We start from the raw sequence: 12132 nt of genomic DNA, 5'->3' as shown, positions 1-12132 counted from the left end.
GAAGTGCGGGGAGCCGGTTCGACGGGCAGCGTGTCACGTCCGCGGGCGGTCGGCGTGCCACCGTGTCACGTGTGCGTGGGCCCATGTTTCACCGCCGTTGTCGCAGGTCTTCGCATGTTTCACCCCTGTTGCGCGTCGTGCGCGAGGAGCGCGATGTGCACGGACGCCGCCTGTTCGAAGTCGTCCAGGTCGACACCGAGGCGAGCCTGTATGGCCTCCAGGCGGCGGTACAGGGCCGGCCGGGAGACGTGGTGGAGCAGCGCGGTGCGGGACTTGTTGCGGCCCGTCGCCAGATACGTCCGCAGGACGCTCAGCAGCTCCGGCTCGGGCTCGCTCAGCAGCCCGTCCAGCTCGCGCTCGGCGAAGGACTGCACCTGCGGGTCGTCGCGCAACATCCGCACCAGGCCGCGCAGATGGACGTCCCGCAGCCGTACGACGGCCGGCAGCTCCAGGGCGGCGGAGGAACCGGCGACGGCGTCCGCGACGTGCCGGGCCTCGCGCAGCCCGTCGGGCACCTCCTCCCAGGCGGTACGGGCAGCGGCGGCGGCGACCACGACCGGCTCCCGGGTCCGCAGCCGGGCCGCGAAGTGCGCGGTGAGCGCCTCGGCGTCCTGGTCGCGGGCGAGGCTGAGCAGCACGGCCGCGGCCCCGTCGGCGAGTTCGGCGACGATGCCCGGCAGTCCCAGCAGGCGGAGCACCCGGTCGAGTTGCTCGGGGCCGCGGTCGCGCACGACGAGCGGCACGAAGGTCCGCCGGCCCACCGGCAGTCCGGCCGCCCGGGCCCGCGGCAGCAGCTGCCGGGCCGGTACGACCCCGGAGACGAGGTCGGTCAGCAGGCCCTGCGCGGACTGTTCCTCCCAGCTGTGCGCGGAGCCGTTGCCGAGCATCCGGTGCAGCACCAGGGCCTCGGCGGCCCGGTCGGCGAGCATCCGTCCGGTGGCCGGCTCGCCCCGGTAGCCGCACAGCAGCAGCCGGCCCCAGCGCTCCCCTCGTCCGCCCAGCTCGGCGCGGATCCAGCCGTCGCCGGCGGTGCCGCCCGCCTGCCGGGCGATCCGGTCCCAGTCGCGCAGCACGTCGTCCACCGCGGACCGCTCCCCCGCCGTGCCGAGGACGCGGTGGGCGAGGTTGGTGACGACGACCGGGCAGCCGCTGTGCCGGGCGATCTCGTCGAGCAGCCGTTGCGGCGGGGCGCCGGCCGTGATCAGTCCCGTGAGGGCGGTCCGGACGGTCTCCGACATGCTGATCGCGGCGAACTTGCGCCGTATCAGCCGGGACTGCACCTCCTCGGTCAGCTCGGCGAAGGGGAACGGCCGGTGCAGGACGACCATGGGCAGCCCGCAGCGCTCGGCGGCCCGGCGCATGACCTCGGGCGGGGCGGGAAAGGCCCGCCCGAGGCCGAGGACGACGGCCGCCGCCTCCGCCCGGTGCAGGGACCGGATGTACTCGGCCTGCCGGGCCTCGTCCCCGGCGAGCAGCACACCGGTGGTGAGGACCATCTCCCCACCGCTGAGCATCACGCCGACGTCGGCGGCCTCGGCGACGTGCACCCAGCGCACCGGCCGGTCGAGCCGGTCCCGGCCGGCCACCACCTCGGGCTCTCCGGCGAGCACCCGCTCCAGGGCCAGCACCTGGCGCACCGACAGCACCGGTTCGGGCGGCTGGGGTCCGGTGTGCCGGTACTCCGAGGTGGTGGTCATGGCCGTACACCCGTTCTCTCGTACGTGCTCCCCGACGGCGTGCTGGTGCGGCTCAGCCGCTCTCGTACGTGCTGCGCAGCGCGCGTTCCAGGACGGCCGCGCCCTCCTCGGCCTCGGCGACGGTCAGCGACAGCGGCGGGGCGATCCGCAGGGCGCTGGTGTCGTGTCCGCCGCCCTTGCCGATGAGCAGGCCGCCCTCGCGGGCCGCCTCCAGCACGGCGGCGGCGGCCTGTGGGTCGGCGTCGTCCGTGCCGGGCTTGACCAGCTCGACACCGATCATCAGCCCGCGTCCGCGGACCTCCCGCACCCCGGGCAGCTGGGCGCCGATCGCGCGCAGCCGCTCGATGAGCAGTCCGCCGACGCGCCGGGCGTTGCCCTGGAGGTCGTGTTCGAGGAGGTAGCCGAGGTTGGCGAGGCCGGCGGCCATGGTGATCTGGGTGCCGCCGAAGGTGGAGATGCTGTTGGCGTCCAGGCAGTTCATGATCTCGGCGCGGGCGATGACGCCGCCGATGGACATGCCGTTGCCGATGCCCTTGGCGAAGGTGACGATGTCCGGCGGTCCGCTGCGGGCGTGCGCCTGCCAGCCCCAGAAGTGGTCGCCGGTGCGGCCCCAGCCGGTCTGCACCTCGTCGGCGATCCACAGGATCCCCTGGGCGTTCAGCACCTCACGGAAGGCCGCGTACAGTCCGTCGGGCGGCGAGGTGAACCCGCCGACGCCCTGGACGGGTTCGGCGATCAGCGCGGCCGGTGGCCGGGTGTGGCCGAGGACGTCTTTCAGGTCGGCGACGCAGGCGTCGATGAACGCGCGGTCGTCGAGGTGGGCGAACGGCCCCCGGGTGCGCACGCCGCCGTGGACGTACAGCGTCTGCAACGGCGACAGGGAGGTCGGGGACCAGCCGCGGTTGCCGGTGATGCCGACCGCGCTGAAGGAGCGGCCGTGGTAGCTGTTGCGCATGGCCAGGACGGTGTTGCTGCGCCGGTGGGCGGTGGCGAGCAGCAGGGCGGTGTCGTTGGCCTCGGTGCCGGAGGTCGTGAAGAACACCCGGGCGTCCGGGATGCCGCTCACCTGGGCGACGCGCTCGGCGAGTTCGACCATCGGCCGGTTGAGGTACAGGGTCGAGGAGTGGATGATCCGTCCGGCCTGCTCGCTGACCGCCTTGGTCACCTCGGGCAGCGCGTGCGCGGTCATCGTGGTCAGGATGCCGCCGAAGAAGTCCAGGTACCTGCGGCCGGCGGAGTCCCAGACGTGCCGTCCCTCGCCGTGGGTGATCTCCATCGGGTCGTCGTAGTAGAGGGCGAGCCAGTCGGGCATGACACGGCGGTGGCGGGAGTAGAGGTCGTTCACGGCTGCACCAGCCCTTCGTAGGCGTCGGGGCGGCGGTCGCGGTAGAAGGCCCACTGCTGCCGCACTTCCTCGATGAGGTCGAAGTCCAGGTCGCGGACGAGGAGTTCCTCGGCCTTGTCGCCGGCCGGCTCACCCACGAACCGCCCGCGCGGGTCGACGAAGTACGACGTCCCGTAGAAGTCGTTGTCGCCGTACTCCTCCTGCCCCACCCGGTTGATGGCGGCGACGAAGTACTCGTTGGCGACGGCCGCGGCGGGCTGTTCGAGCTGCCACAGGTGCGCGGACAGGCCCCGGTGGGTGGCGGACGGGTTGTAGACCAACTGGGCGCCGTTCAGTCCGAGTTGCCGCCATCCCTCGGGGAAGTGCCGGTCGTAGCAGATGTAGACGCCGACCTTGCCGACGGCGGTGTCGAAGACGGGCCAGCCCAGGTTGCCGGGCTTGAAGTAGTACTTCTCCCAGAAGCCCTTGACCTGCGGGATGTGGTGCTTGCGGTACTTGCCGAGGTAGGTGCCGTCGGCGTCGATCACGGCGGCGGTGTTGTAGTAGAAGCCGGACTGCTCGACCTCGAAGACGGGGACGACGATCACCATGCCGGTCTCGCGGGCCAGTTCGCGCATCCGGCGCACGGTCGGCCCGTCGGGCACCGGCTCGGCCCAGCGGTAGTGCTCCGGCTCCTGGACCTGGCAGAAGTAGGGGGCGTTGAAGACTTCCTGGAATCCGATGATCTTCGCGCCCCGGCGGGCGGCCTCGCGGGCGTGCTCCTCGTGTTTCGCCACCATGGACTCGGTGTCGCCGGTCCAGGTGGCCTGGACCAGAGCGGCGCGGACGACGTTGGCCATGAGCTGCTCCTTCGACACGACCTCAGAGCTCTACGCCCGTAGAGCAGGGCGTAGAGGCACGAAAGTAAGCCTCCGCGAGGCCCTTGCCAAGACCATCGTCGTCAACGCGCGGAGTCGATCACGTTTCACACCCCTGTGGGTGAGCGGATCCGACGGCCGGGGGGCGGACCGGGGCACATCGGGACGCTGTCGGCGGCGTCCGGTCACGGCGCGTGCCCGGCGACGCGCAGCGCGTGCACGAGGTCCCAGTGCCGCTCGTCGGAGACGTCGCGCGCGGCCTGGAGCAGCAGCGGGACGAGGCGCCGGGGGCCGGGGGCGGCGCACCGGGCGGCCTCCTCCGGAGTGCGGGCGCGCACGCAGGCGTCCAGGAGCGCCCGCGCCTCCCGGTGCCGCCCCTCGTCCTCCAGCCGCAGCACGGCCGCGCCGATCTGCTCCGCGGGTCGCGCCACGCCCTGCCGCAGCATCTGCCGGCCGTCGTCGGCGCGCCCGGCCGCGGTGAGCGCGTCGGCGGCGGCGACCAGCGACTCGGCGGGCAGCGCGGCCGCCTCCCACAGCAACGTGGCCCAGTCGGCGCCGAGCCCGGCACGGTGCAGGGCGTCGGCGAGCAGCGGCAGCCGGCCGACGGGCCACCGCACGGCCTCGACGAGCAGCGCGTGCGCCTCCCCGGTGCGCCCCTCGGCCCGCAGCCGGGCCAGCCGCTCGACGGCCCCCGCGACAACCGGAGCGGCCCCCTCGTCCACAGCCACGACTCCCGGCACCGGCGCGGCCGGCTCCGCGGCACCGGCGAAGCGGGCCCCCCGTGGCGTCGGGCGCCCGGCGGCAGCGTCCGGCACACCGGCGGACGCCTGCGGCGCGGCGATAGGGACGGCCTCCTCCTCGTCGACGATCCCGGCGAACCGCGCACTCCCCCGGCGCCGCCGACGCCGTTCACCCTCTCCGGCACCGGCACCGGCACCGGCACCAGCACCCGCACCCGCCCTGGCACCCGCACCCGCACCCGCACCGGCACCCGACGCGACGGACTCGTCCCGCCCCCGGGCGTCCGCGCCCCCGCGCGCATCCGCTCCCCCCGGCGTCGGACGTCGGTCCAGGTCGGCGAGGCGTGTGCCCAGTTCGGTGCAGCGGGCCGCGGCGCGGGCATGGTCGTCGTCGGCCCAGGCGAGGTCGAGGCGGAGGGAGTCGGCCTCCTCCGCGGTCGCCGGCGCCGACAGCAGGCGGGTCAGCTCGGCGTGGCGTTCCGCCGCGTACCGCCGTTCGCGCAGCATCACGTCGAGCCGGTCGACGAGGGCGTCCCGGGCACCGGGCCGGGCGTCGTACGCGGCGACGGCGGCGGCGTGCAGGGCGCGGGCCCGTTGCCGCTCGGCCGCCGCGGCGGCGGAACCGTACGCCGCGCCGAAGTCGTCCAGCAGCGCCTCCATCACGTCCCACGGCAGCACCTCACGCCCGTCGAGGCACGCGCGCATGCCCTCGGGGTCCCGCTGCCAGAAGACCCCGCTCCAGCCGCCGCGCGGATCGACGCGCGCCAGCAGGGCGTCCAGGTAGCTCGCGAACTCCCCTACCCGGCCGGGGAGTCGATCCGCGGCCATCGCCCACCTCCCGCCCGACCGCCGGCACTCCGTCCGGTAGGCAACACCAGTCGTGTTACGGGCTTGCTACGGAGAGTTTTCCAGCGGCGCGCGGTCGGCTCAGACGGCCACCAGGGCGCACAGCGCGGCCAGTTCGTCCATGGACAGACGGAGAGCGCCCGCCAGCGCGGCCACCGTGAAGAACGCCGGTGTCGGCGCCCGGCCCGTCTCGATCTTGCGGAGTGTCTCGGCCGAGACACCCGCCTCGGCGGCCACGTCGGCGATGCTGCGGTCGCCGCGCGCCGCGCGCAGCAGCCGCCCGAGCCGCTCGCCGCGTTCGCGTTCTTCCGGAGTCAGGGGGGTGCGCACCATGCCCCCATTCTGCCCTGCACCCGACCCCATTTAAATACCGGTATAGTAATTGGCATGGTGGAACTGAAGACGGACGCGTCGATCGACGCGATGCACGCGGCGGGCCAGGTCGTCGGCCGGGCCCTGACGGCCGTACGGAAGGCGGCACGCGTCGGCGTCCCGCTGCTGGAGCTGGACGAGGTGGCCCGGGAGGTGTTGCGTGAGGCGGGGGCGTCCTCGCCGTTCCTCGGCTACCGCCCCTCCTTCGCGCCGACCCCCTTCCCCGCGGTGATCTGCGCCTCGGTGAACGACGCGATCGTGCACGGCATCCCCACCCGCTACCGGCTGCGCGACGGCGACCTGCTCTCCGTCGACTGCGGCGCCGAGCTGGACGGCTGGGTCGGCGACTCGGCGATCAGTTTCGTGGTGGGCCGCGCGCGCCCGGCGGACCTCCGGCTGATCGAGACCGCGGAACGGGCCCTGGCGGCGGGCATCGCGGCGGCCGTGGCCGGCAACCGCATCGGCGACATCGCGCACGCCGTCGGCCGGGTCTGCCGTGCGGGCGGGTACGGCATCCCGCAGGACTTCGGCGGCCACGGCGTGGGCCGTCGTATGCACGAGGACCCCGGGGTGCCCAACGAGGGCCGCCCCGGCCGCGGCCTCCCGTTGCGCCCCGGCATGGTCCTCGCCATCGAACCGATGCTGATCGCGGGCGGCGTGGACACCTACCGCGCGGCGGCCGACGGCTGGACACTCCGCACGACCGACGGCTCCCGGGCCGCCCACGCCGAGCACACCGTGGCCGTCACGGACGCCGGTCCCCGGATCCTGACGGCCAGGGAAGCCCCCTGACGGTCGCGGGGACCGGGCCGACGAGCGGCCGCGTCACGCGGGCGCGAGCGGCCCCGACGGCCCCTGGCCGCCGGCCGGGCAGGGGCCCCCTGGGCGAACATGCCCGCCCCCACGGATCGTGTCATCGTGGGCATGAGCAACCCGCCCCCGGGTTACCCGGTCGCTCCGCTCGTCGTCAGCGAAGGAACCCACGCCATGACCAACGGCTACCCTCCTGACCCCTTCGGTGAATTCATGGCCCGCTTCTTCGGCGGCCTGCCCGGCGGAGCGCAAGGGCCACGCCACATCGACATCGGCCGCCTGCTCAGCCAGCCGGCCCGGGAGCTGGTCAGAGGAGCCGCCCAGTACGCCGCCGAGCACGGCAGCCGGGATCTGGACACCCAGCACCTGCTGCGCGCCGCCGTGTCGGCGGAGCCCACCCGGAGCCTGCTGAGCCGGGCGGGCGCGGACCCGGACTCGCTCGCGACGGAGATCGACGACCGGGCCGGCCCGGTCCAGCACCCGCCGGGCGAGGCACCCCCGCCGACGTCGCTGTCGCTGACCCCGGCCGTCAAGCGCGCCCTGCTGGACGCGCACGACATGGCCCGGGCGAGCGGCGCCGGGTACATCGGCCCGGAGCACGTGCTGAGCGCGCTGGCCTCGAACCCCGACTCGGCGGCCGGGCACATCCTGAACGCGGCCCGGTTCTCGGCGGGCGGCATGCCGCCCGAGGCCCCGGAGACCGCGCAGCCGCGCCCGGAGCGGCAGCGGCCCACCGGCACGCCGACCCTGGACAAGTACGGCCGGGATCTGACCGAGCTGGCCCGGCAGGGCCGGGTCGATCCGGTCATCGGCCGGGACATGGAGATCGAGCAGACCATCGAGGTGCTGTCGCGGCGCGGCAAGAACAACCCGGTCCTCATCGGGGACGCGGGGGTCGGCAAGACGGCCGTCGTCGAGGGCCTCGCCCAGCGCATCGCGGACGGCGACGTCCCGGACGTCCTGACGGGCCGCCGGGTCGTCGCCCTGGACCTCACCGGGGTCGTGGCCGGCACCCGCTACCGGGGTGACTTCGAGGAGCGGCTGAACAACATCGTGGAGGAGATCCGCGCCCACTCCGACCGGCTGATCGTGTTCATCGACGAGCTGCACACCGTCGTCGGCGCCGGCTCCGGCGGCGAGGGCGGCGCGATGGACGCCGGCAACATCCTCAAGCCGGCCCTCGCCCGGGGCGAGCTGCACATCGTGGGCGCGACCACGCTGGAGGAGTTCCGCCGGATCGAGAAGGACGCGGCGCTGGCCCGCCGGTTCCAGCCGATCCTGGTGCCCGAGCCGACCGTCGCGGACACGGTCGAGATCCTGCGCGGACTGCGCGACCGGTACGAGGCGCACCACCAGGTCCAGTACACCGACGAGGCGCTGGTCGCCGCCGTGGAGCTGTCGGACCGGTACCTCACCGACCGGCGGCTGCCGGACAAGGCGATCGACCTGATAGACCAGGCGGGCGCCCGGGTCCGGCTCGGCGCCGGGACCAAGGGCACGGACGTCCGCGCGCTGGAGCGCTCGGTCGAGCAACTGGTCCGGGACAAGGACCAGGCGGTCGCGGACGAGGACTACGAGCAGGCCAAACAGCTGCGCGACCGGATCGCCGAGCTGAAGCGGCAGATCGTGGAGGCCAGCAACGAGGACAAGGCCGACGAGGGACAGCTGGAGGTGACGGCGGAGGCCATCGCCGAGGTGGTGTCCCGGCAGACCGGCATCCCGGTCAGCCGGCTGACCCAGGAGGAGAAGGAGCGGCTGCTCGGCCTGGAGGAGCACCTGCATCAGCGGGTGGTCGGCCAGGAGGAGGCCGTCTCGGTGGTGTCCGAGGCGGTGCTGCGCTCCCGCGCGGGGCTCGCGAGTCCCCGCCGGCCGATCGGCAGCTTCCTCTTCCTCGGCCCGACCGGCGTCGGCAAGACCGAGCTGGCCCGGGCGCTCGCGGAGGCACTGTTCGGCAGCGAGGACCGCATGGTGCGCCTGGACATGAGCGAGTACCAGGAGCGGCACACCGTCTCCCGGCTGGTGGGCGCCCCGCCCGGGTACGTCGGCCACGAGGAGGCCGGGCAGCTCACCGAGGTGGTGCGCCGGCACCCCTACTCGCTGCTTCTGCTGGACGAGGTGGAGAAGGCGCACCCCGACGTCTTCAACATCCTGCTCCAGGTGCTCGACGACGGCCGGCTCACCGACTCCCAGGGCCGGACGGTGGACTTCACCAACACGGTCATCGTGATGACCAGCAACCTGGGCTCCGAGGCGATCACCCGGCGGGGCGCCGGGATCGGGTTCGGGCCAGGTGGCGCGGACGCCGACGAGGAGGCGCGGCGCGAGCAGATCCTGCGGCCGCTGCGCGAGCACTTCCGGCCGGAGTTCCTCAACCGGATCGACGAGATCGTGGTCTTCCGGCAGCTGACGAGCGAGCAACTGCGGCAGATCACCGACCTGTTGCTGGAGAGCACCCGCCGGCTGCTGGACGGCCAGGGCGTGCGCGTCGAGTTCACGGACGCGGCCGTCGACTGGCTCGCCGAGCGCGGCTACCAGCCGGAGTACGGTGCCCGGCCGCTGCGCCGCACCATCCAGCGGGAGGTGGACAACCGGCTGTCCCGGCTGCTGCTGGACGGCACGATCTCCGAGGGCAGCCGGGTCACGGTGGACGTGACCGACGGACGGCTGGACTTCCGCACCGAGGAAGCCCGGCCGCCCGCCACCCCCGCGACCGGGGAAGCCCGGCCGCCCGCACCGGAGTTGTGAGACCTACCGCGCCGGGTCCACGACCATCGCCGAGCCACCGCCGCGCCGCACCTTCTCGGCGGCGGCCAGCCACTTGCCGTTCGGCAGTCGCTGCACGCCGGTCGCCGCGCCGATCTCGGGATTGAGCGAGAAGGAGTGGCCGAGGGCCTCCAGCTGCTTCCTCAGGTCGCTGTCGTAGAGGGCCGGTTCGAGCTCCGTCTTCGCCGCGTTGCGCTGGCTGGCGCGCGGTGCGGCGATGGCGTCGACCAGCGGCAGGTGCCGGTCGAGGAACCCGGTCAGGGTCTGGAGCACGGTGGTGATGATGGTGGCGCCGCCGGGTGATCCGAGCGCCACCACCGGCCTGTCGCGTTGGTCCAGGACGATCGTCGGGGAGATCGAGGAGCGCGGGCGCTTGCCCGGGCCCGGCAGGTTCGGGTCGTGCACGGCCGGGTTGGCCGGGGCGAAGGAGAAGTCGGTCAGCTCGTTGTTGAGCAGGAAGCCCCGGCCCGGGACGGTGATGCCGCTGCCGCCGGTCTGCTCGATGGTGAGCGTGTAGGCGACGACGTTGCCCCACTTGTCGGCCACCGTCAGGTGGGTGGTGTTCTCGCCCTCGTACGTCGTCGGGGCCGCCGTACCGCCCTTGCCGCAGGCCGCCGGGTGCCGCGGGTCGCCCGGGGCGAGCGGGCTGGTGAGCACCGCGTCGTTCTTGATCAGGCAGGCGCGGGAGTCGGCGTACCGCTGCGACAGCAGCTGCTTGGCCGGTACGTCCTCGAAGGCTGGGTCGCCGACCCAGCGCCCCCGGTCGGCGAAGGAGATGCGGCTCGCCTCGATGAAGTGGTGCAGGTACTGCACCTGGCTCGCCTTCGAGAGGTTCGTCCTCTCGAGGATGTTGAGCGCCTCGCCGACCGTGGTGCCGCCGGAGGAGGAGGGTGCGATGGAGTACACGTTCAGACCGCGGTACGACGTCCTGGTGGGCGCCTGGAGCTTGGCGCGGTAGACGGCGAGGTCCTTCTCGGCCAGCTTGCCGGGGCGGGCGTTCCAGCCGGAGGCGGGGTCCACGGGCGGGCGTTCGACGGTCTTGACGATGTCGTCCCCGATGTCACCGCGGTAGACCGCGCCGACGCCCTCGCGCCCCAGCTCCTCGTAGGTGCGGGCGAGTTCCGGGTTCTTCAGGGTCGAGCCGACGACGGGGAGCCGTCCGCCCGGCAGGAACAGCTTCGCGGTGTCCGGGAAGTAGCGGAACCGGGTCTCGTTGGACGCGGTCTGCGAGCGGAAGGTGTCGTCCACGGTGAAGCCGTCGCGGGCCAGCCGCTCGGCGGGCTTCAGCAGGGCGCCGAGCCGCTTGCTGCCCCACTGGTCCAGCGCCTTCTGCCAGGTGGCGGGGGTGCCCGGGGTGCCGACGCCCAGGCCGCTGCTGACGGCGTCGGCGAAGGCGAGCGGCTTGCCGTTCTCGGTGAACAGGTCGGAGTCCGCGCTCAGCGGTGCGGTCTCGCGGCCGTCGATGGTGTGCACCGTGCGCGACTTGGCGTCGTAGTAGACGAAGTAGCCGCCCCCGCCGATGCCGGCGGAGTAGGGCTCGGTCACGCCGAGCGCGGCGGCGGTGGCCACGGCCGCGTCGACCGCGTTGCCGCCGTGTCTGAGCACCTCGATGCCGGCAGCGGAGGCGTCCGCGTCGACGCTGGCGACCGCGCCGCCGTAGCCGACGGCCACGGGGACCTTGCGGACCGTCTCGCTCGTCGTGGCGGCGGGTGGCGCCGCCGCCCCCACCGACACCACGGCGGCCGACACCGCCAGAACCGCCAGCTTCCGCGTACCTGGACGACCCATGCGTACCTCCCGTCGGGACAGTCCGCGCAGCGTAACCAGATCGGTGCAGTACCGACAGTACGCCTCGGTGGGCCGCCACACGAACGTCACACATCGAACACCGGTACGTACGGGGCCCCCGGGGCCGCTAGCATGCGCGGCCATGAACGACGACGTGCGCAACATCGTCCTGGGGGTCGTGGCGGCGGGCGTCTCCGCCGCGCTGGGCTGGCTCGCCCGCACCTACTTGTGGCGGCGCAGGCTGCGGCGCAAGCAGGCGTTCTTCGGGCTGCCCGACCATGCGGAGTCGCTGCTGGTGGTCAACCGCAACGCGGGTGGGCCGGAGCTGTCGGTGATGCGGCACGACGTGTTCGCCCTGCTCGAACTGTCCGCGCTCATCAAGGACTGCCACGCGCACGCGCAGGTCGTGGCGCACGACGCCGCCCGGCAGGGCTTCGGCGAGCGCACGGAGTTCTGCCTCGGGGGGCCCGCCTCGAACCGCCGGATGGCCGCCCATCTCTCCTCTCTGCTGCCGGGCGTGCGCGTGAACACGGAGGCCGGGGCCGCGCCGGACCGGTGGGCCTTCCGCATCGACGGCAGCGACTACCCCCTGGACGGCGGCCGGAGCGAGTACGCGCTGCTCGCCCGGCTCACCGCGGGCGAGCGGCGCGAGGCCCGCCCGGTCTTCCTCTTCTGCGGCCAGACCGCCGTCAGCAACCAGGCCGCCACCCGCCATCTCGCCCGGCACCACGAGCGGCTGGCCCGCACGTACGGGACCGGCTCCTTCGTTCTGCTGCTGAAGGTGGTCAACTCCGAGGCATACGGCCCCGATGTGGTGGAGCTGGTGGCGGACGTGACGCGGGCGGCGCGGACTCCCCTGCCCGAACCCGCCGCCGGAACCGGGTGAAAGACCAACAACCTTTACCGGTACG

9 protein-coding genes are annotated in these 12132 nt (G+C 73.7%); 3 read left to right on the top strand and 6 right to left on the bottom strand.

Annotated features, from left to right (window positions below):
* Nucleotides 1-119: 119 nt before the first annotated feature.
* The 5 genes from ACIGYR_RS01755 to ACIGYR_RS01735 all read right to left on the bottom strand — a co-directional run bounded on the left by ACIGYR_RS01755 (nucleotide 120) and on the right by ACIGYR_RS01735 (nucleotide 5818).
* Nucleotides 120-1697 (bottom strand): PucR family transcriptional regulator, encoded by a 1578-nt coding sequence (locus tag ACIGYR_RS01755; RefSeq protein ID WP_399604496.1) that lies wholly within the window; start codon nucleotides 1695-1697, stop codon nucleotides 120-122.
* A 52-nt stretch (nucleotides 1698-1749) separates the two neighbouring features.
* Entirely contained in the window at nucleotides 1750-3009 is a 1260-nt protein-coding gene (locus ACIGYR_RS01750) for an aspartate aminotransferase family protein (protein WP_391842150.1), read from the bottom strand.
* A gap of 29 nt (nucleotides 3010-3038) precedes the next feature.
* A complete protein-coding gene (locus tag ACIGYR_RS01745) occupies nucleotides 3039-3881 on the bottom strand; it encodes a nitrilase-related carbon-nitrogen hydrolase (protein WP_399604498.1) in 843 nt (280 codons plus the stop codon).
* 203 nt (nucleotides 3882-4084) lie between these two features.
* Entirely contained in the window at nucleotides 4085-5467 is a 1383-nt protein-coding gene (locus tag ACIGYR_RS01740) for a hypothetical protein (protein WP_399604500.1), read from the bottom strand.
* Between the two features lie 99 nt (nucleotides 5468-5566).
* Nucleotides 5567-5818 carry a helix-turn-helix domain-containing protein gene (locus tag ACIGYR_RS01735; RefSeq protein ID WP_399604502.1) on the bottom strand — a complete coding sequence of 84 codons (252 nt, stop codon included), beginning with the start codon at nucleotides 5816-5818 and terminating at the stop codon, nucleotides 5567-5569.
* 54 nt (nucleotides 5819-5872) lie between these two features.
* Here ACIGYR_RS01735 and map point away from each other — a divergent pair, with 54 nt between their 5' ends.
* Nucleotides 5873-6649, top strand: coding sequence for a type I methionyl aminopeptidase (map, locus tag ACIGYR_RS01730; RefSeq protein WP_391841662.1), 777 nt, complete (start codon nucleotides 5873-5875; stop codon nucleotides 6647-6649).
* Between the two features lie 195 nt (nucleotides 6650-6844).
* Nucleotides 6845-9415: an ATP-dependent Clp protease ATP-binding subunit gene (locus tag ACIGYR_RS01725; protein ID WP_399604776.1), complete on the top strand. Its 2571-nt coding sequence runs from the start codon at nucleotides 6845-6847 to the stop codon at nucleotides 9413-9415.
* A 3-nt stretch (nucleotides 9416-9418) separates the two neighbouring features.
* On the opposite strand, the gene ggt is transcribed toward ACIGYR_RS01725, so the two are convergent.
* Nucleotides 9419-11221, bottom strand: a complete 1803-nt coding sequence (gene ggt / locus ACIGYR_RS01720) for a gamma-glutamyltransferase (protein WP_391841660.1) — start codon at nucleotides 11219-11221, stop codon at nucleotides 9419-9421.
* 142 nt (nucleotides 11222-11363) lie between these two features.
* Between ggt and ACIGYR_RS01715 the strand changes: the two genes are divergently transcribed.
* Nucleotides 11364-12107: a hypothetical protein gene (locus ACIGYR_RS01715; protein ID WP_399604506.1), complete on the top strand. Its 744-nt coding sequence runs from the start codon at nucleotides 11364-11366 to the stop codon at nucleotides 12105-12107.
* The last annotated feature ends 25 nt before the right edge of the window (nucleotides 12108-12132 follow it).

Origin of the sequence: Streptomyces sp. NPDC053076 (assembly GCF_044546845.1) — a bacterium.
Lineage (GTDB): Bacteria > Actinomycetota > Actinomycetes > Streptomycetales > Streptomycetaceae > Streptomyces.
The sequence above is the reverse complement of the archived record's forward strand: the minus strand, read 5'-3'. Positions and strand labels throughout refer to the sequence as shown.